Source organism: Candidatus Gracilibacteria bacterium, assembly GCA_041660965.1.
Taxonomy (GTDB): Bacteria; Patescibacteriota; Gracilibacteria; order BD1-5; family JAGOOR01; genus JAGOOR01.
The window spans coordinates 551,549-571,177 of record JBAZVH010000001.1 but is presented as its reverse complement, the minus strand read 5'-3'; the positions used below and the strand labels follow the sequence as shown (position 1 = coordinate 571,177).

The 19,629-nt window shown below is 40.9% G+C and carries 18 protein-coding genes and 2 tRNA genes; 7 read left to right on the top strand and 13 right to left on the bottom strand.

Going from position 1 to position 19,629, the window contains the following annotated elements; all coding sequences use genetic code 25:
• Positions 1-53 precede the first annotated feature (53 nt).
• Complete coding sequence (locus WC753_02810; protein ID MFA6080390.1) at positions 54-491, top strand: GtrA family protein; 438 nt, start codon at positions 54-56, stop codon at positions 489-491.
• Between the two features lie 418 nt (positions 492-909).
• Here the strand turns inward: WC753_02810 and WC753_02805 are convergent.
• From WC753_02805 to WC753_02775, 7 genes are all read right to left on the bottom strand, one after another.
• Positions 910-984: transfer RNA gene (locus tag WC753_02805), tRNA-Phe, on the bottom strand.
• A 105-nt stretch (positions 985-1,089) separates the two neighbouring features.
• Complete coding sequence (gene nusG, locus WC753_02800; protein ID MFA6080389.1) at positions 1,090-1,638, bottom strand: transcription termination/antitermination protein NusG; 549 nt, start codon at positions 1,636-1,638, stop codon at positions 1,090-1,092.
• A 24-nt stretch (positions 1,639-1,662) separates the two neighbouring features.
• Positions 1,663-1,983 (bottom strand): preprotein translocase subunit SecE, encoded by a 321-nt coding sequence (secE, locus tag WC753_02795; GenBank protein ID MFA6080388.1) that lies wholly within the window; start codon positions 1,981-1,983, stop codon positions 1,663-1,665.
• 63 nt (positions 1,984-2,046) lie between these two features.
• A complete protein-coding gene (locus WC753_02790; protein MFA6080387.1) occupies positions 2,047-5,289 on the bottom strand; it encodes an efflux RND transporter permease subunit in 3,243 nt (1,080 codons plus the stop codon).
• Between the two features lie 141 nt (positions 5,290-5,430).
• Positions 5,431-7,260 (bottom strand): HlyD family efflux transporter periplasmic adaptor subunit, encoded by a 1,830-nt coding sequence (locus tag WC753_02785; protein ID MFA6080386.1) that lies wholly within the window; start codon positions 7,258-7,260, stop codon positions 5,431-5,433.
• A 10-nt stretch (positions 7,261-7,270) separates the two neighbouring features.
• Positions 7,271-7,501, bottom strand: a complete 231-nt coding sequence (locus WC753_02780; protein ID MFA6080385.1) for an AbrB/MazE/SpoVT family DNA-binding domain-containing protein — start codon at positions 7,499-7,501, stop codon at positions 7,271-7,273.
• Positions 7,502-7,566: 65 nt separating this feature from the next.
• Positions 7,567-7,965, bottom strand: coding sequence for an HIT family protein (locus WC753_02775; GenBank protein ID MFA6080384.1), 399 nt, complete (start codon positions 7,963-7,965; stop codon positions 7,567-7,569).
• 170 nt (positions 7,966-8,135) lie between these two features.
• On the opposite strand from WC753_02775, the gene WC753_02770 reads away from it, so the two are divergent.
• Positions 8,136-9,257, top strand: coding sequence for a glycosyltransferase (locus WC753_02770; protein ID MFA6080383.1), 1,122 nt, complete (start codon positions 8,136-8,138; stop codon positions 9,255-9,257).
• A gap of 40 nt (positions 9,258-9,297) precedes the next feature.
• Here WC753_02770 and WC753_02765 read toward each other — a convergent pair.
• Positions 9,298-9,374: transfer RNA gene (locus tag WC753_02765), tRNA-Val, on the bottom strand.
• A gap of 152 nt (positions 9,375-9,526) precedes the next feature.
• Positions 9,527-10,207, bottom strand: a complete 681-nt coding sequence (locus WC753_02760) for a DnaJ domain-containing protein (GenBank protein MFA6080382.1) — start codon at positions 10,205-10,207, stop codon at positions 9,527-9,529.
• Between the two features lie 236 nt (positions 10,208-10,443).
• On the opposite strand from WC753_02760, the gene der reads away from it, so the two are divergent.
• From der to WC753_02735, 5 genes are all read left to right on the top strand, one after another.
• The gene (der, locus tag WC753_02755) at positions 10,444-11,847 is read left to right on the top strand and encodes a ribosome biogenesis GTPase Der (GenBank protein MFA6080381.1); all 1,404 of its coding nucleotides are present in this window, start codon (positions 10,444-10,446) and stop codon (positions 11,845-11,847) included.
• 96 nt (positions 11,848-11,943) lie between these two features.
• Complete coding sequence (locus WC753_02750) at positions 11,944-12,660, top strand: hypothetical protein (protein MFA6080380.1); 717 nt, start codon at positions 11,944-11,946, stop codon at positions 12,658-12,660.
• A 27-nt stretch (positions 12,661-12,687) separates the two neighbouring features.
• The gene (locus WC753_02745) at positions 12,688-13,425 is read left to right on the top strand and encodes a hypothetical protein (GenBank protein ID MFA6080379.1); all 738 of its coding nucleotides are present in this window, start codon (positions 12,688-12,690) and stop codon (positions 13,423-13,425) included.
• Between the two features lie 8 nt (positions 13,426-13,433).
• Entirely contained in the window at positions 13,434-13,703 is a 270-nt protein-coding gene (locus WC753_02740) for a hypothetical protein (protein ID MFA6080378.1), read from the top strand.
• Entirely contained in the window at positions 13,684-14,820 is a 1,137-nt protein-coding gene (locus tag WC753_02735; GenBank protein MFA6080377.1) for a hypothetical protein, read from the top strand. The genes WC753_02740 and WC753_02735 overlap by 20 nt, the downstream gene beginning before the upstream one ends.
• Here WC753_02735 and WC753_02730 read toward each other — a convergent pair.
• From WC753_02730 to WC753_02715, 4 genes are all read right to left on the bottom strand, one after another.
• Positions 14,810-16,615 (bottom strand): PKD domain-containing protein, encoded by a 1,806-nt coding sequence (locus WC753_02730; GenBank protein MFA6080376.1) that lies wholly within the window; start codon positions 16,613-16,615, stop codon positions 14,810-14,812. The genes WC753_02735 and WC753_02730 overlap by 11 nt on opposite strands.
• Complete coding sequence (locus WC753_02725) at positions 16,599-18,011, bottom strand: hypothetical protein (protein MFA6080375.1); 1,413 nt, start codon at positions 18,009-18,011, stop codon at positions 16,599-16,601. The genes WC753_02730 and WC753_02725 overlap by 17 nt, the downstream gene beginning before the upstream one ends.
• A 10-nt stretch (positions 18,012-18,021) precedes the next feature.
• A complete protein-coding gene (locus WC753_02720) occupies positions 18,022-18,720 on the bottom strand; it encodes a hypothetical protein (GenBank protein ID MFA6080374.1) in 699 nt (232 codons plus the stop codon).
• 125 nt (positions 18,721-18,845) lie between these two features.
• Positions 18,846-19,553 carry a hypothetical protein gene (locus tag WC753_02715; protein MFA6080373.1) on the bottom strand — a complete coding sequence of 236 codons (708 nt, stop codon included), beginning with the start codon at positions 19,551-19,553 and terminating at the stop codon, positions 18,846-18,848.
• Positions 19,554-19,629 lie beyond the last annotated feature (76 nt).

Below are 19,629 nucleotides of genomic sequence, written 5' to 3'. Positions count from 1 at the left end.
ATTTTAGCGATTTAGCATATTGACATCATATTTTTGTATGGTAAAATATGATTATGAAAAAAGCTTCTGAACATGGGTTACGATATTTTGGGATAAAAAATATTCGCGTATATCATCATATACACCAGTTTATCCGCTATCTCACCGTATGAGGTATTATGCTCAGCATCAGTCTCTTCATCGTATGAGTATTTACTGGAATTTTTTGATTACATTATCTGACATCTTGTGGCATCGCATTTATTTTGGAATCAATAGCAGCATTTTATATTAATAGATATTGGACTTTTGGATCAGACGTATCCTTCCGACATGGCTATCCTCGATTTGTGACTATCGCTTTTTATAGTACCGTGATAGTACTCTTGATAACGTATGGTCTCACGGACTATTTTGCATTAGAATATGTCTGGGCACGTACCATATCTACCATGATTATGGGCGTCTGTGGGTATTTTCTCGATATGCGTGTCGCCTTTAGGATGCTGTAAAAAATCCAGTCATTCCGACACGCCCTCTTCGAGTACGAGCCTCAGAGTCGAGGACCATTTTTAGTCTTATTATTCCGCCCCCTCATGAACGAGGGGGAGTTTTTTGCCAATTTTTTCTTGCACCACAGAAATGGGGTTTCGGGGGTAAGGTATGCCTCGTATGGCATAACGATGTCATGGAGTTTGAGCCACTAACTGTCTGAGTGGGATGAATGCAGACGGTAAAATGAAAAAAGAAAATAGCGAGTTTTTGTCCCCTGAACGCTTTTCGCACTTTTGGCGCCAAAAGTGCAAGAAGGCAGTCAGGAATTGGAATAAGTATTCAGAAATAAATCCCCCTTTCTTCATTTTTCTTTCCTTTACCCCCTTCAAGAATGGGGCATAAACAAAAAACCGCCAAAGGCGGTTCAGAAACAAATGGTGCCGAGGAGTAGAATCGAACTACCGACACAAGGCTTTTCAGGCCTCTGCTCTACCACTGAGCTACCCCGGCAAGGGTGAAAGTTTATATGGGCTTTTCAGGCCTCTTCCGCCTAGGCGGATACCCCGGCGTGCGCGAACACTCTATGAATTTTCTCTCTTTTGCAAGAGCAAAATTTTAGTGTTTTATCTTGATCTGCCCAAACTCAAGCTCCACAGGCGTATCACGACCCAGGAGATTCACGGTTAATTTGAGCGTTCCTTTCTTTTCATTCACTTCGATGATTTTTCCTTCACTATTTTTAAATGACCCCTCAAGGACTGTCGCATAATCACCGATTTTAATTGGTGTTTTATATTCTGCATTCTTCTCATCTACCATTCCCTGTATGCGGAGAAGCTCTTCTTCTGAGACAGGAACTGGTATCGTCCCAGCACCGAGAAATCCTGTCACATTTGGAGTATTGCGGACGACATACCATGATTCATTATTCACGATCATTTTGACGAGAATATATCCTGGAAAAATATTTTTTTTCTGTTTTGTTGTTCCGCCTCCTTTTTTCAGTGTAACGACATCATGCAAAGGGACGAAACAATCCAGGATAGATTTTTCGAGATTAAACATTTCACGACGTTGCATGAGCGAAGTACGTACATTTTCTTCAGTACCAGAGATAACACGGATAACGTACCATTCTGCTTTTGGAGTGAAGAGTTTTGACATGAAAAAAGGATAAAAAATAGGAAACTATTGCTGTGCAGGAACTGCCTCAGGAGCCTCAGTTGGTGTCACGGTTACAGTTTTGCCATCTGCTGTGGTAGCATCGACCTTTAGAGGATCTGCATTGATCACAGGAGACCCAGAAATATCAGCTTTTGTGGTGGTATAATGAATTCGATTACGTAATTCTAAAAATGCATTACTGAAAACCAAGGTCAAAAGATACGTAAAAACAGTCATACCCGCGATGATGCTGACAACGATTTGAAAAAACTTTTTTGTTTCTACGTGTGTAGGCCATACCACGTGCTCGAGTTCTGCTATTGAATCTTTGAAAAAATTTGCCATAGGAAAGAGGTAAAAAGTGAAAGGAGTATAGAAAAAATACCAAAAGAGTCAAATTTTGTCGAATTATACATTTTTTGAAACAACAATATGTGTAGATGAACGTTTCTTATTGGTTTTATTTTTCTCTACCCCGTATACATTATAGTATAGAGCTGGAATCGAGTACAGTGTCAAGATGGTGGCAACAACTGTTCAGCAAATAACCGTCCAAGAAAGTGACCCCCAAAATGCATCTTGGAACGCAGTAGGCAACAGACCGAAAACCGTTGTGAGTGCTGTCACAATCTGCGGCATCATACGGGTTTTACCCCCATCGATAACCATGTCATATGGTGACATACCCGCATCACGATTACGATTAATCTTATCAATCAAGATGATAGCATTCGTAACTACAAGCCCCATCAATGAAATAAACCCAATACCCATCGGCATATTATATCACACGGAACTATTAAAGAGATTGACACACCACAGACCGATATTTACACCGAGAAGCCCGAGAATAATAGTGTAGAGAATAATCAGAGGCATCGAGTATGAATTGAAGACAAAAACCAAAATCACAAAAATAAGGAGCACAGAAGTAATGAGTGCAGTAGCAACAGCTACGAGAAGCTCTCTATTTGCCTCAAACTCTCATCATTTTTTGTAGGTAATACCTTCTGGGAACGAATAAGAAGCAGCAAAATTATTCAGAGCAAGTAACAAATCTGCTGCTTTATACCTATCTCGAACATCCGACTCAACAGAAATCGTCAGATCTGAATCTACTCTTCTTACCTCTACGAGTGCATTTCGAAATTCATATTTTACAAGTGAAGCAATGGTTATAGGACCATTTTGTGTCTGAAGTATTTGTGAGAGAATTTGATCAATATCGAGATTATCATAGTGGGCATCGCTCTTAACAATAATATCAATATCTTCATCATCAAGAGTCACACTTCCCGCCTTGACTCCTCGAACAACATTGGATATTTCTGAGTAAATCTGAAGTGGGGACAATCCAGCGGCAGCAACACGATCACGGTAGATACTCATCACGATTTCTCCAGGACTATCCTGACTCGTATTATTCACATTTTTAGTACCTGGGAGCTCCTTGAGATAGAGCTCAAAATCACGAACTACTTTTTTCAAATCAGATAATTGATCCGTCTCTGATGCTAACAGCTTGATACTCACAGGGGATCCAGTAGGGGGACCATTTTGTTCACTTTTTATCGCAACTTCAAGACCATTGGTCAGAAGTGGTGTGAGTTTTTCGAGAAAGAGTTTCTCCATTTCTTTACTCTTTCGTTGTCAGAGTTTTTTACGTTCGATGGTTGGAGTGAGTTCAACATAGATGCTCAATGTATTATCGAGAAATTTAAAGGTTGAAAATTTTACCTCAGGAAACCCTGTGATACGATCCTCCACGGTGATTCATCCCGCGCGTGTTTTATCCAAAAGAGCATTTCTCTCCGTACCAGGTGGAGCTGAAACAGTGATAAAAACAAATGGAGAATCGTCAGAAGGAAACAAGCTCCCTCCAGTTAAACGAGGCGCGAAAAAAATAAATGAAAGCACGGTCAATATAACAGGGCCCCATATGAGCATTCGTCGTCGAAACATAGTATCCATCCACCACTTCAGTGTTCCCTCATACCATACCTCTATCCTTTCCAAAAGAAGCTCTCGATACGTCTGACTCTCCGATGGACGTTCTTCTTTTTCTTTTCTTTCTTCAGCGAGAAGTGCTAATTCTTCTGGTGGCATATGAAGCTCCACAAAAGGACTTTTGATATACCATTTTGTATTTTTTGTAATGCGAACAAAGAGAGATGAATTGGTAGAGAGTGCGAGAAAAAGAGTCGCGAGCAGTGTAGAAAATACAGTAATAGGGATGTAGGAGAGAAATTTCCCGATAATACCTGGTAGCACCATCATCGGCACGAATACAATCAGTGTCACCGCCGTACTCGATATAACAGAGAGCTTGAGCTCATTGATAGCGAGGAGGACTGCCATACTCGGACTAAATCAAAGACGAGTTTTTTTGGTAGTTTCTTCGATAATTACCAGTGTCAGATCGATTGCAATACCAAAGGAGAGTACCAAAGAAAAATTGGTCATAAAGTTGAGCGAAAGACCGAGCCAGTTGAGCGTGAGAATCGATATCAAGAAGGCAAGAGGGATGGAAATAGCTGCAATGAGTGATTCTTTGATACCAATAAAGAAAAAGACACACCCAAAGACCAGAATGAGTGTCTGAACTGCATTCCATCCAAGATTGGAATAATCCTCTGAGATAATCTCTGCCAGATCAAAACCATACTCAATATGCCACTCAGGACCAAAACTCGCTACCTGTACTTCCAAAATCTTTCGTACTTCTTTTGCCGTTGAGAAAACACTTTTTCGTGGTTGTTTATTGAAAGTCATCTGCACAAATGGCATATCAATACTATCGCCCTGATTCATTCTCTCTTGTGCAGTGTTTTTCCAAGTACGTTTGAGAGTCGCAAATTCACCGAGCGGGACCGAACCACCATCGGCGATATTGATTGGTATCTTTAGGAGAGCTTCGAAGGATTCAATATCGCCTTCAATACGGAAATCATAGGATTTGGTATCAAGTGTAAATGTGCCAATAGGGAACGATTGATTATATTGGCGAATAATATCAGCTATCTTTGCAGGAGATATCTGGAGAGCAGCCATCTTAGCACCATGAACAATTACCTCTAGTTCTGATGCATCACCTCCATCTATTACAACGGTCTCAATATTGTATTTCCCTTCAAATTTTTTCTGGATATCATTCGCCCGCTTGAGCAGGACATCTCGAGAAACATTTTTGTCTGTATTCGAGAGGAAGACCGAAAAGAGACGCTGACTTTCTGTACTTATTTCATTGACAGATGGGTCTGTAGCATCCGTAGGAAGATCTGCCAAACTCACGCCATCTTTGATTTGTTGAACCAATTTATCAGTATTTGCCTCTGCCTTGAGTGTTACGACAATACTTGAAAAACCTTGTCGGCTCGAAGAAGATATGGTGTCAATACCTTGTATATTCTTGATTTGTTTTTCTATACGTGTCGTAATGAGAGTATCGATATCTTCTGGTGAAGTTCCCACATACGCAGTAGAGATAGAAACGAGTCAGAATTTGATATCCGGAGAGCTCTCTTTTGGAATGGAGATAATCCCAGAAAACCCAAGAACAAAAATCAAAACCACTCCCATAATACCAATACGATAGTTGCGTACCCAAAACCCATAAAATCAAGAAAGAAGTTTATCGCGGAGAGAAGACATGGAGTGCGAGAAGGAGATTAAAGAGAGTGATGCAAATTAAAAAAGCACAAAGCAGAAAGAAAAAAGAAGGAATAATCGGTTCGGAAACCTATAACTTATAACCATAAACTATTAACTATCAACGATTAACGATTAACGAGTCTATTTTTTTCGTAAGACAAAATCGGTAGGATTAAAATTCTTTAAATCAGACAGAATAATCTGTGCCCCATTTGGTAAGTCTGAAAGAATTTCGATTCTATTTCCCCGAAGTGTTCAGAGGACAACACTTATTTTTTTGATAGATAGCACGCCTGTTTCGTCCGTCACCAGAGTAGAGATTTCTCCTTGCCCAGGAGCCAACAGGGTCACGGCAGTAATAGGGATAGTTGGAAATGGTGATGTCATAGGTATCTCTACAGTAGCAAAATCACCAAATACTGATACTGGATCATTGATGGCAATAGTAACAGAAAAATTCAGTCATTGATTTGAGATAGGACTGATACTCGCTACAGATCCTTTGAGGACTTCACCGCGATAGTTCACAGAAACCTGAGCACTAACCTGGAGTTGATCTAGCATAGCACTCTCAATAGTAATTGTGCATTCTGCATCTTTACTGGCGATCTCCAGAATCTGTCTTCCAGGTGTCACATCTTCTCATTCATCCACTTGGATAGTTCCTATCACACCATTCACAGGAGCCGTTACTGTCAATCGTTCAAAAAGACTCTGAGCACTTCGAACACGAACAGATGCTGCTTCAACAGACTGGGCTCATTGCTGGAGTGTGAGATCATGCGTTTTTCGCGTTGTTTCATACGCATTCTTTGCAAGCTGCAACCCTGTTTCAGCGGCACGAAGTGTATTTTCTACGGTGATCTTTGTTTGAGCCAATGTACTGGCACCATTATCAGAAGCCAGCTTGACTGCTTGCTCTCGAGCGAGACGCTCATTTTCATACGTTGCGAGAAAGGCCTGAGAGGTATTGAGAAAAGAAACCAATGCTGTAGAAATACCACTATACTGGGTTTGATAACCATCAATAAGAGCTCTCTGAGTAGCAAGTGTCGCAGGAGGAAATAGAGTAGCATCTGTTACAGAATTGATCAGTACTGTTTCAGTAGCTGCTAAGAGGGAGTTAACAAGCGTATGCGCTTTTTGTAATTCAGTGACACGATCCAAAAGTGGCAGTGTCGCATCTAGAGACCATTCCTTGTATGTGAGCAATTTTCTGAGGATATCTTCTGCCACTATCTTTTGTTGACTATCCTTGGCTGATAAGAGATATTCGTATGAATCGTTGAGAGTTTTATTTTGCTCAGAAACACCGAGGAGTGTGTCAGAAGTATCCAGAACATTGGCGAGAAAGGATTGGAAATTTTGAAGCTGATTTTCATAGCTTGTCTCATAAGCATCCAATTGCTGTTGTTGAGAGGCGATAAAATTCGCCAACTCCAATTCAGCTTTTGAGAGAGGTGTCGTCGTATCTCACGAAGTACCAGATTCAAGTGCTGTAGCATTTCTTTCGGCTTGATCGAGCGTTTCTTTCATGCTTACTTGCGTAGCGAGGAAATCTTTTTCTGCTTTTTCGTACGCAATTTGAGTGCTTGAAAGAGCTTGTCCGAGAGACGCAGAGGTGGAGGTCAACATAAGTCGAGCATTTTGGAGAGCAATCTGGGCCTCAGCAAGTGAGTTATCGGCAGTACCATACATATCTTCTAATTGCACAAGAGTTTGACCGGCCACGACGGTTTGTCATGGCTGTACCAAGAGACCACTTACCCGACCACTCGCCTGAGCAGTAAGCTTTACTTGTGTACCTGCTTTTATGATAGCAGTTTTTTCTACGAAAGCACTCTTAGAAAGTGCGGAAGCCAAAACCACCTCTATGTCATATGGTTTTTTGGAATTTTCTGCCACACCTGATGCGCCACATCCAGTCAGTAAGAAAGAAACTATCAATAAGAGAGAAAAATATTTTTTCATATAAGAGAAATTAGTGTTGAATTTCATTTTGCATATATGCCATAAATTCCGCCATATCGTCAGTCTTTATCATACCAATAGCTTTGCCATGCTTCGTTACCACCATAAGTGAATCTCATGGTCGGATATTGAGCCGTTCTCGTACCTCCTGAGGAATCACGACCTGTCATTTTGTGCCGACAGTAACTGTCGTATACATTTTCATATCGCATCCTGAGGTGTGGAGTTTCTTTGGTTTCATAAAAGTATGATTAAATATACCAAGTATGACTAAGTATACTGATAATGCTGACCTGTCAAAGGATTTTATTGAATTTCTTGGCGTATTTTCTCTGCAATTGCAGCCATCGCCTCTGGAGACTCTCTGTGGGCTCTCGAAGCATCCAGGTCACCATCTCGAAAAATCGGAATTAGGTGAAGATGAAAGTGGTCTGGGACGCCAAAACCTTCTGTGAGAAAGCTCACTCGTGGACACCCTGTCGCTCGCTGAATGGCTGGTCAGATACTATTTTTTCCGACTAAGAAAATATGTGTCATTAACTTATCAGGCAACTCCAAAATATGTCCAATCTCTTCTTTTGGAACAACGAGAGTATGCCCGAGGTGATGTGGATCTATTGAGAGAAAAGCAAAACACAATTCATCTTCGTATATTTTATAGCATGGGATTTCGCCACGGATAATTTTTGTAAAAATGGAGGACATAGGAAAGAGTAAAGTGCTTTGATTATACTAAAATCTTTTATTTTAAAAAAGAAAATAAGAATTACTAATCAGATTTTTCTCTTGCATAAAAATATCTCATCTATACTATGAAGCTAGGTATTACAACGATATTCCAAATATACTTATTATTCTTTTTTATATATTTCTTTATGCAGGTATGCCTCATCACACCATTCCCCTGAACAACAGATCGTTTTCAAAAAAATAGCGGAGTAGCATCGTACAGCTCTTTTCTTGCGGAAGCTCTTGAAGAAAAAGGGTGTCATGTAAAAATATACGCTCAAACAGATAAAAATACTAAGAAGAGGCATATCTTAAAAAATAGAGAGGTATTTCCAGTCTGGCAACCATCTCTTCTATGACTTTTTCACCTCTTAAAGAGGATATGGACTGATTCTAACCAAATCGTACATATTCAACATGAATTCAATATGTTTTGACAGGAATTATGTATACCATTTACACCTCTTATACCCCTTATAGCAAGAATTTCATGAGCTCGTGTAATAACTACATTTCACGGAGGGCTTGGACTACAACAAATTGATAAAACATTTGTGAGAGAAAATGGCAAAAATATCTCTCCATGCATCGTAAGATTTGTGTTCCGATATATTTTCTGACTCTTTTCTATCTTATCACACCATATTATTGTTCACGAAGAATTTCAGAAACAAGAACTCATAAATGATCACGGAATTTCTGAAAAAAAAATTTCCATCATTTCACATGGAGTACCCAAAGCAGTTGAAATTATCCAGCAGGCCAAGGAGAAGCTTGGTCTCCCAAAGGACAAAAGGGTTCTTCTATACATGGGATATGCGGCAAGATATAAAGGACTTCCCGAATTATATGATTCCTGCAAGAACTATGTAGAGAGAAATAATGATACCATATTTCTGATTGGGGCATGAGTAGCTCCTCGTCTAGAAAATAATGATATGTATCAAAGTTGGTACAATGGTCTCAAAGAAAAATTTCAATCTCTTGGAAAAGCTATTTATTGGTTAGGTTTTGTAGATGGAAACATGATTTCTCTTTATTATTCCGCTGCCGATGCCGTACTTTTTCCTTACTCTCGTCGACTCGCCGCCAGTGGACCGATGGCAATCGCAATTGGATACGAAAAAGATATTATCCTTTCAAGTATTCTACAATGAGACAAAAAATACAATCTTGATTTTAAGAATATCACACATACCAAGGAATTAAAAAGATTACGGACTTGGGATATAGTGGCTGAGAAAACATTGGAAGTATATTCCAAATAAAAACACCCCCAAAGGGGTATTAAAATTTCAAACAGAAAAATGGTGGGTGATACTGGATTCGAACCAGTGACTTCTTCCATGTCATAGAAGCACTCTAACCAGCTGAGCTAATCACCCGTTTCGCTATGCTCAAGTAAACAGTAAAAGAAAAAGAAAACAGGATGGATTGTTATTTTTACTTGTGAATCTCTTTCTTAAATACTCGCTCGAGCAGAATGTGATTGTAGGAAAATTCAATGAATTGCAAGTCAAAATACTTCCATTTGATTCTAAGAGCGCCACAATCCGATCGTCCTCTCCTGTTCCAGTGTGAGTTTTTTTGGCATACGGACATCGATTTTGAGATAGAGATCTCAGATCTTTCTCCCACTTTTTCGGCCTTTCCCTGTGACTTTGAGTTTCGTCCCTGGCTTAGTACAAGCAGGAACCGTTATCTTAAAACTTTTCCCACCATGTTCGATAGAGAGCTTCATACCGAGTAGAATATCCCAAAGTGGAATCTCCACCGTTTGTATGATATCGAGATCTTCTTTTACTGATTGAGAATATGCTGAACGTGTACCTCTTGTATGCCCTCCGAGACCTCCGAGAATATCACCCAGGTCAAACTCAAATGACTGGGATGAAGCACGTCCTCAGCCCATATTTCAAAATATATCACCAAAATCAAAACTATTAAACCCTTGTCATCCGGAACTGTGTCTTCCGGCTCGTCAAGCGCCCATATTCCCAAAGTCAGTATTGCCAAATGTATCATATTGTTTGCGCTTCTGTGTATCAGAAAGCGTCTGATATGCTTCATTGATTTCTTTAAACTTTGCTTCTGCTTTTTTATCACCCTGATGACGATCAGGATGCCATTGCATCGCGAGTTTTTTATACGCCTTTTTTATCTCAGCTGTGGTGGCTCATTTAGTGACTCAAAGAGTGGTGTAATGATCTTGTTTCATGACAGAATTTTATATAATTCTGACCGAAATGCAAGAAGTGTTTTGGGCGAAGACAAAGAGTTTTTATGGTCTATTCTTGGAATATCGAGATTTGCGCCAAGAAATTTTATATAATAAAGAATTAAAGATTGTCAATTCATTTTTTTTCATATACTGCAGGAAAATTGATAGTAGAAAGAAAAGGTATATACTCTCTTCGTGGTAATCCATTTCTGATTTTCTTATTTATTTCCTGTATGAAAAAACCCTATGTCCTCATCGTCTGACGTCCGAATGTCGGGAAAAGTAGTCTCTTCAATGCGTTTGTGGGACGAAAAATCTCTATCGTGGATGAAGAAGCAAACACCACACGTGATATCATCGAATACCCTATGACGGACTTTGCTACAGGATTTCAGTGGACCATCTCGGATAGCGGAGGACTCAATTTTGGCTCATCACATCAGATCCTCCAAGATGTGAATAAGCGTGTCAATGAATGTGCCGAAGAAGCGGATCTCATCCTCTTGATAGTCGAATACGATCATCTCACCGATATCGATGACCACATCATCGCTACTCTTCGAAAAACCGGAAAACCTATCTGGATTGTCGCAAATAAAGCTGATAATGCTGCACGAGAACAAGAATCATATCATCTCCTCTCGACAGGATTTCCTGTCTATCCTGTCAGTGCTTCTCATCGAAAAATCAACGACCTCGAAGAAGCGGTCGTAGATTTTCTCAAAAATAAATTTCAAGAACAAATCACTGCACCAGAAGACGAGGGTATCAAAGTCGCACTCGTCGGAAGGCCAAATGTCGGGAAAAGTAGCACATTTAATGCACTCATCGGCTATGATAAAGTCGTCGTCTCACCAGAAGCCGGAACCACTCGAGATGCTACCGATACACAGATAAACTACAAAGACCATATCATCACCATGATTGACACGGCTGGATTTCGAAAACCAGGGAAGGTCGGTATTCATAATGTCGAGAGCTGGTCAGTCCTCCGTACCAAAGCGGCCATCGAGCGAGCAGATATCTGTGTACTCCTGATAGACTCCGTGGAATGAATCGTCCAACAAGACAAACACATTATGGCAGAAATTCTTGAGCAGAAAAAAGGCGTGATTATTATGGTCAATAAATGGGATCTTTCTCAGGCAAAAACCGATATGGAGCTCGATCTCTTTCATAAGAGGTACCTCGCCTACCTACAACGTGAATTCGCATTTTGTCCTTGGGCAATGACAGTATTCGCTACAGCAAGTGAAGGAAAAGGAGTCAAAGAAATCCTCGATCACGCTATTGGTATCTACGCGGAAAGACATAAACGTATCGGAACAGGAGAGTTTAATCGATTTTTGACTCGTACCGTCCTCGAACATGCACCACGTGGAAGCCGAAAAATCCATAATCCTCGTGTCTACTACGGGTCACAAGTCGCAGTTGACCCACCAAAATTTGTCATCAATGTCAACAAATCTGAATCCATTCATTTCAGCTGGAAACGATTTCTCTCAAATCAAATCCGAGAAGTGTTCGGATTTTATGGAACACCTATCGAGCTCGAGTATCATGGGAAAAATCCTGATGAAAATCCCTACAAACCAACAAAAGTGATGTCGAAAGCCATCAAAATACCAAAAAAATAAACACTATGCCACATACTGGCAGATGAAAATAAGCAAAAATTTTGAAAAAAAACTATCATTCATAGTATAGGGGCATTATTTTTTACTCTTTGCGCCATGCAAATTTTTGAATCTTTCGATGCCATCATCGACCTTCCTTATTCTGCCTTTGAAAAGAAACTCACGAAACTCGAGGAAGCATTTTCTGGCTTTTCTATCGACGATATCCACGAAGATTCACTCGATGAATATTTTGGGAAGATTAAGGGGGAATTCAATGCTCGGACAATGGACAGTGCAAAGAATCGCCTTGCGGTACTCGGATATATCGCTCACTTTGACACACTGGTCGAAAAATATTTTCCAGACTATATTGCTCTATTTCAAAAGGTTTTCGAAAGAGAAGATTTTGAGATCATTGCTCCGGTCGCTTATACATTTATCGAACATCTCGACGAGATACTCCGAGATTACACCCATCGTCTAAGCGATCCCGATAACTATCCTTCGTACACGAGCTATATCCAAGAAGTCATACGTGAGAGTATGATAGGTCTTTTTTTCTGGCTTCAGGAACGAGAATGAGAACAAGAAAAGAAGAGTGACGAAAAAGACAAAAATACTGATATTGCCATCAAAATGAGCACTGAAACAGAGAATATGGAACTCCGTTTTATCCGACAATGTCTCGAACTCCTCGGCGAAGGAGTGCTCGAAAAAATATTCTTTGATTTCGAATACCCTATTCGGATATCTCCTTCTCATCCTGATCTTCAGCTGATTGGGCGGTATGAAAAGAAAGTAACGACTCGTTGAGATAAGATTGCTTGATAAAACCTCTGAAGTCACTACACTGTCACTATGTCTGGACTTCAGCAACTTTTTTTCGCACGATATCTCGCAGAGTGAGATACTATGCAGGATATATTTCATAGACATTTTCTCGCCGTTTTTCCAAATATCTTTTTCTGGCTTGTTGTGCCAGTTGTGGGAGTTTCATGGGGCGTCTATACTTGGTTTTATCCTGGAATTGTTGAGACACCTTTTCTCTGGCTTTTTGAAGGATATCTTTTTTTGATGTTTATCGTCGTGCTCTACAAAGTCATAGATTGGTATGCAGACGCATGGATACTCACAGAGCGAGGTATTATAGATGTCCGATGGTCACTCTTTATGCTCGACACCACCTTTATCGAATATCATGATATTTCCTCTATTCAATTTTCTCAAGATTCATTCTTTGATAAAATGTTTCATTCTGGAAATGTCACACTCCATAAGATGGGAGATGAGATACATATCACATATATGTATCGACCTGATGATATCGTCGAGGCCATCCAGAAAAAGCTTCACTCAGAGCACAGCACACATCATGATGATAAGACAACACCAGAAATGCATATTTATGTGGATGGTTTTCGACAACAGCACGAGATGGCTCGGTATAAAGATGGTTACCGTTATATGCCTCGCACAAATAACGAAGAAGATGCTTTCGTAGAAAAAGTACGACAGCAGAAAGGAACCATCGATCTCTCTGGGGCACCCTCAGAACCGATACAACCACCAGAAAAAAACAAACGTATACATCATTAAAAAAACCTATGGCACCGCTGAGCCCTAAAGCAGAGCTCATAAAGCTCGAATATTCCCTTTCTCTTTCCCAGAGAACATCAGAATGACTTCTAAAATACAAGAAAAAGACACAATGTGATGTCAAAAAAATACTTTGGGAATGTGGATTGCAAATTAGACTCATTGATGATTTTACTCAAACAGAGGCTTTTAATTGTCTGGGGAACGATCAAAGATACCTCCTCAATCAACAGCAAATGAATGCTGAAAATATCTACCATGAGCTCTCTCAAAAATAAGACATTTCCTTTTGAGATTATTCTCACGTGGTATAAAAAACACTGACGCCATGACCTGCCATGGAGACAGATATATCATCTCTCTGACAGAGAGAGACTCTATCATGTCTGGATTGCGGAAGTTATGCTCCAACAAACACAAGTAGACAGGGTTATCTGATACTATGATCGCTTTCTTGCAAAGTACCCCACTATTGGATCACTGGCAAATACCACCTATGAAGCACTCTTCCCCTATTGGCAAGGACTCGGATACTATTCTCGTGCTCGGAGAATGATAGAGCTCGCAAAAATCATCGTCAAGAAATACGATGGTATATTTCCAGATGATTTTGAGCTTCTTCGAAAACTGCCATGAATCGGAAAATACACCGCTCAGGCACTGCTTGCTTTCGGATATAATCAACCAATACTTGCTCTCGACGCCAATCTCCAAAAGATTTTTTCGCGATATTACTTTGGAGCAAAGTCCAAAAAAGAGAAGAGAGAAGAGAGAAGAGAGAAAAAATGAGGAATATTACATGATTTTAATATTCTAATTCCCCAACTTCAGAAACAAATCAAGAAAGAAAATATTTCTGGGGTAGATATCAATAATGCTCTGATGGACTTCTGAGCTTACACGGGCAATCTTTCTCCAGAAAAGCTAGAAGACTACCCTCTTCCAGAATGTCGGTGGTTTCAAACTGGATGAACACTGGAGATACGGCACAAAAAAACAATAAAAAAATCTCCCCCCTCAAGCACTCAAGCACTCAAGCACAAATGATATGTCTGCCTCGTCTTCCTCCATGAAAATCACAAAAAATATTGGAGCAGCACCAGACCACATTATGAACCTTTTCTTATCGAACCGATTGGAAAGGATGACAGAAAGACAATTCAAGATTATTTTTCTGCTACATTTGGACTCGAGGTATCTGTTCGCCCAAGTTTTGGGAATGCAAAATTAACCCCAGAACGAAAGGATTTTACTCCGGGATTAAGGATCCAAAATCTCGGGGTTTTATGGGTAAAATTGTTTCATGCACAGATTCAGACTGGAAAAATAGCACTTCTAGATTACACAAAAAGTGAAAAAGAAGATTGGGTAAAAAAGGTACTTACTATTTCTTAAGAGTGACAAAGATCATTTCTCCTGAAAGAAGCCATCGATCTTCTGCAAATTCTGTACCAGCAATAGTATGAATGACGAGACGAGAAGCCATCGATCTATTTCACAAAAAAGTACGTATATACTGAAACCGAACACCATCTGGCATACCTCCACTTTTCACAATATAGGCGTAGACCTTTTCTATTTCATTTTCATAGAGGAGAACGAAAGTGCCTGGTTTTTGTGCCTCTTGAATAGGCACTGTTTTAGAAGTGTAAACTATAGGCGCAGGAGCATTGTTAGTACCCTTGACCGAGGAAGGACTCGGTGGAGCGCTCGCCAAAGACGGTACTATTGTATCAGGAACAACCTGAAGAATAGGCGGGAGTGGCTTAATGACAACTTTTGGAGTACACCCCCCCGTCGCGTCTCTCCAGAGATCAAATTTTGCCGTGATAACAAAAAGATCTTGTCGTAACATGGGTGCCTGTGGTTGAAAAGTGTCCCAATTTCTTGTGGTAACATTGTATCGTTTTGCTGTTGCGTACACTCGTTCTTCCCAGGTAGCATACAGTCGATCATCTAGTTGAGCCATACAAACAGACTTCATCAGCATGGCAAATGTTTCTGCACGAGTGGATACAGTATCAGGATGAAAGAGGATATTTTCAGTCGAGATAAGACCTAAAATCACACCCTTTTGAATTGTTGTTACTAACCATTCTGGCTGTCAATCAAGCCCAATATCGAGGAAGTAAAATGAGCGAGGTGAGGATGTATCAGCGACTTGTATTGGTTTTGACTGAGATGAGAGACCCAGAAGTCCTCTGCGAACAGCGACACTCTTATCTTTGAGAGCTAGTTCAACAGCGACACCGAGGAGCTCTTTGCGAGGTGTATGTTTTTCATATTCATAGTGTTCTTCTGTGACCCGAGGTGCAATCAGAGCATTGCAAACAAGATAATCTTTGTAGTTTCGAAAAGTGGCTTCAGAAGTAGGGATTATGCAATCAGGGCGAGATGGCGTACTCTCCTTATCTCATCATGGTGGTGCAGCATCGAGAGGAGTATCTGTACCAGTATTTTCATTCACTGTTCTGGGTGGTACTATTATTGGTGGAACAACTGGTGGTTTGGGAGGGACGACAATCGCTCATCCACCCCCACCTCACCCACCTCACCCACCACCCCCACCTCACCCGGAAGGATTGGCAATCAGGATTGAATTCGTACAAGGAGTCACCGCTGAATTAGTGGCTCACGAAGTCACCATCAGCGAAGCAGTTTTGGTACCTGTAGAGGTATAGGTTTTAGTGATTGAGGGAGTAGTACCTGTGAGCCCATCAGTTCCAGACCAAGTATACGTATAGGTTCCATTACCATAGGAAGGTATGGCTATCCATGTCATATTCTGACCAGTCGTTCCTTGTGTCGCAGACGCAAAACAAGCGACGACAGGTGGCACAAAAGGCAATCCCTCAGATATATCAGAAGCACCCGTACAACTGGGATCAGAGGGATAATCTACCAGGCCATCCCCATCATCATCGATACCATTATAACAGGCGGGAATAGTGCGAATCACTAATTGAAATCTGACCTGACCAAACACTGAGTCACCAGAAAAGCTCAAAATCATGGTGATGATGCTGACCATAAAAATACTGATACCTGTGACCAGTATGGCGATTTTATGATGCCTCTGAAGTCGATGAAATCGGAGTATCAGAAATGCACGAAACACAGAAGCACGGGCCCGAGAAAAGAAATTCTTGAGAAAAGGTTTTTTTGATGATGTATTACGTCGATGAAACATCGGAAGAAGTAAGAGGATCTACTATAATAGGTTGAGGATCTAACACATCTACCGGTAGAACAGAATCAGTAATTGATGTCTCTGGTATTAACGGCACTGTAGTATCTTGAGGCAGGGATTGAGGGGGTGGAATAATTTCAGGCAAATCGGTGTCTACAGGAACAATATCCGGTGATATGTCTGGGACATCTATCACTGTTGTGACAGGTGCAGTATCTTCTGTAGTAGAAATAGATTCTTGGAGAGGTATACTATTCGCATCTTCTGTTACAGGTATACTGGTCTCCTCTATGGGCGACTGCGGTATGAGAGATTCTATGAGTTCTTCTGGAGTATCAGGAAGAGGTGTTGTCTGTATATCTTCGAGAAATTGAATCATAAACTCTTGTGATGGATCACGTATGGGTTCCACGGGGATAATGTGTGGGGCAGATGTTTGTGCTTCTTCATTGATGAGATTGAGCTGACAAATAACGGACGATTCTTCTTTGCTTTTATGAGTAAAAATAATAGGTATTGTAAAATCCCCAGAAAGAGAATTATCCTGTTTGTTCACTATAAGCTCAAGTGTTGTCTCTTTCCCTCTGAAATTATAGAGATAATCATTGTTTTTTTCAAACCTCACATCAATACCGTTTGGTAGACTGCCTATTTCAGCATCATATGCAGCCAAAAGTGACGTCCCATAAAATTTCACAGAGAGAATAGAAGTAGCCACATCTGATATATCCGTACGAAAAATATCCACCTTGCAGGTATGTTTTGCTGTTGGGTCAACGACCACATTTTCTGCAAGTCGTCGAGTAAAAACACTATTTTCTGCCAAAAAGACTGGATCAGATTGTGTTGCGGTATCTCATACAGGTATATTATCTGTAGTCGGATCCTGGACTACTGCTGGTTGCCATGGTTCTGGCTCTGAACCTGGAGGAGTGAAAATACTATTTTCTTCTACTTCAACAAGTAGAGTGGTTGGTGGCTCTTCTGTAGTAGGAATATCTTCTACTACCTCTTCCGTGGTTTCTTCTGGGGCAGCATCGAGAGGGTTTATTGCACTTTCTGGAAGTGTTAGATCTACGACATTTTCTTCTTGGACATCTTGCGATGTATCTATTACGCCCTCTTCCAGAGGGAGGATTTTTGGAAGCACAGAAGTATCATCTGTGCCTGGAACAATGACATCTCATGGTACTACTGGCGGTACTACATCTTCTACAGGAGGAGTATCTGAGATGATTTCTTCAGGAATATTTTCTACCACTGGTTCAGGTACTGTCTCTACGACAGAAACAGGCGATTCTGAGACGATTTCAAGTACGACCTCGTCAGCAAAAGAAACAGCAGAAATACTGAGATAGATGAGGAGAAAGAGAGATGTAGAGATTTTTTTGAGCATAGAAAAATAGTTAACTTGCCACGACAGAGAGCGTCATATTGATATCATAATCACTGGCAGCTCCCTGCTCAGCAGGAATTTTTTGGCTCACAGCGACTCCCTGAAGATGCCAATCTCACACATCGCTTGACCCCGCAGCAGCCGTAAGCAACGTGATACTATCTACAGAACTCTGCACAAAAGCATTTGAAGATCCTTTTGTAATATTGGTCGTCACACACGACAGACACACGCCTGTGGCAAGTGTCCCAACAGAAGGATCGACTGTCATTTGTCCGCCAAGAGCATCAGCATCAGCGCCATCTGTACACCCCGCCGTTGTAGAATCATTGAAATCATAATCAGATAGAGCTCCATCCCAAAAAGCAGTGGGAGCAGAAGCAGCCAATGATGCCACCCAGCCATTATCAGCAGCATCAGGATTCTTGATATAAATACGCTGCGTCGTCGTGCCAAATGCCCCTGTCGCTGTCTGACAAGTAAAGCTAAATGGCGCCGCCGTAAACGTCACAGCAGGACTCCCCACTGTCACATACGAACCATCTACAATATCGATAGTGAGCGTTCCGGCATTGATTGTCTGAGCAAAGTTTGACGTCGCGGAAGCAAAAACAGACAACGAAAGACTGCTCGAAATGATAACAACAAGTCCCAGAGCGATAGGGATATTGAGCTTTTTGAGAAGAGAGGAAGAAAGATATGTATTCATAGAATAAAAGGATGGAAGTAAATATTCTTCCTTATTACATCATATTTTTATCCTCAGGGCAACCGTTCTATCAAAAAGAGCCCCGAAGAGCTCTTGATGATTATAATGAAGTATATGTAATATATCTATACCGCGACAACGGAGAGTGTCATATTGATATCATAGTCACTCGCAGCCGCTTGTTCAGCTGGTATTTTTTGACTAATAGCGACTCCTGAGAGTTTCCAATCTCCGATATCATCAGATCCGGCAGCACCAGAGACAACAGTCACGCTATCGACAGAACCTTGCACAAAAGCATTTGAAGATCCTTTGGTAACAGAAGTGGTACCACATGTTGCACAGGATCATGTTGCTAATGTGCCCCCTGAAGGATCCACGGTCATTTGACCACTAAATGCATCTGCATCAGTCGTCGCACCATCATCGACACACCCAGCAGTCCCTGGATCATTGAAATCGTAATCACTCGCAGCACCATCCCACACAGCTGTCGGAGCAGAAGCTGCCAATGAAACAGCCCAACCAGTATCAGATGCATCAGGATTTTTCACATAAATAAGTTGTTCTGCGGCACCAAATGTCCCAGTTGCAGTTTGGCAAGAAAAGCTAAATGGTGCAGCCGTCATGGTGACACTTGGACTCCCAACCGTCACATAAGAACTATTGACGATATCCACCGAGAGTGTTCCGGCATTGATAGTCTGTGCAAAGTTTGACGTTGCCGAAGCAAACAGCCCTGTCGATGTGACACCGGCAGTCAAGACTACGAGTCCGAGTGCTGTCGTGATATTCAGCTTTCGGAGGAGCTTGTTTGAGACAAGATTTTTCATAGAAGAAAAGAATTAGAGTGATGGAATCATCCATCGTGCTCACATTACATCATACTTTTATTTCTTTGTCAAATAT